The following is a 1,151-nucleotide window of genomic DNA, read 5'->3' as shown; positions in this document are numbered from 1 at the left end:
GACGTCCTACATGCAGCGCCGGACCGCGAGCAGGAACGACGCGCTGGCGTTCTCGATGAGATGCCATTCGACCGGCGACCTGGATCGCCTCGGGGCGGCCCTGCCTCGCGCCGGTTGCGTAGCCGCCGCCCCGGTCGCGAGCGATGATCTCGACGCTCGGCCTCGCGGCCAGCCATGCGGCGACGGTCCCGGGCTCGCGATCCGGCAGCAGGTCGATCACTTCCCGTCGCTCGAGATCACAGATCAGCGTGCCGTACCGAAGGCCCTTCCGCCACGCCCAGTCGTCAGTCCCGATCACCCGCGGCGCGCCCGACGGCGGCTTGCATCTGCGGCGCACGGTCCGCAGCAGCGTGTCCTTGCTCACCGGCAGCAGCAGCCGCCGCGCGATCGCCTGCCCCGGGCGGCCGCCAAGCGCCATGCCCAGATGGCAGACGATGCCATCCAGCCGACCTGTGCGCCGCGCCCGGACCGCCGCCGCCATAGAATCAAGCCGCTCGGCGAAGATCAGGCGTGGGCAGTCGGCGTTGGCGCAACGGAACCGGCGCACGGACACCGTGATCTCCACTTGGCGGCCATGCGCAGGGAGATCGCGGAGCCGTCGAAGGTATCGGCTGTGCACGTGCCGCGACGGCCGAGCGCAGCACGGACATGGACCCGTTCGAGTTGGGACACGCGCCTCAATACGAACCACGCCGTCCATCAGGGCGACACGTTCCATCCGCAGTCCCGGTAGCGTGAAAGCCCGCTCCCGCCTTGATCCCATCATCCGCAGCGTCCTCAAGGGAAAACGCCACCCTCAGGATCCCAGAATGCATCGAAAGTGAGTCACGTCCCCTTTTGCGCGCCGATAAGGCGTCCCGATTGAGCGCCGTTTGACAATCCCGTCGCATGTCGAGGTCGAGGTCGATGGCAGCCACATCCAGGCATGAGCGGCGCAGAACCGTCGTGTCGGGTCCGTCCGACCTCCCAAGTTCAGCGAATCCGGTTATCGTTTGACTTCAAATCAAACGCCGTACCGAGAATATCTCCCGATGGTGCGTCCTTCTGGTCTTCAGCGCGCGTACTAAAGACGCTTAGGTCTGGCCGCGGCGCGCGGTCAGCCGCCCACCTTCCCGCGGCCGTTCAGAAGCAGGTCGGCCCAGGCACGGGCG

General features: G+C 67.3%; 1 protein-coding gene. It reads right to left on the bottom strand.

Features of this window, described 5'->3' with window-relative positions:
- Window positions 1–700, bottom strand: a 700-nt coding sequence (locus DLJ53_RS34570; RefSeq protein ID WP_244935244.1) for an ISL3 family transposase, incomplete at its 3' end; no start/stop codon positions are given.
- Window positions 701–1,151: the final 451 nt, after the last annotated feature.

Source organism: Acuticoccus sediminis, from assembly GCF_003258595.1.
Lineage (GTDB): Bacteria > Pseudomonadota > Alphaproteobacteria > Rhizobiales > Amorphaceae > Acuticoccus > Acuticoccus sediminis.
The sequence above is the reverse complement of the archived record's forward strand: the minus strand, read 5'-3'. Positions and strand labels throughout refer to the sequence as shown.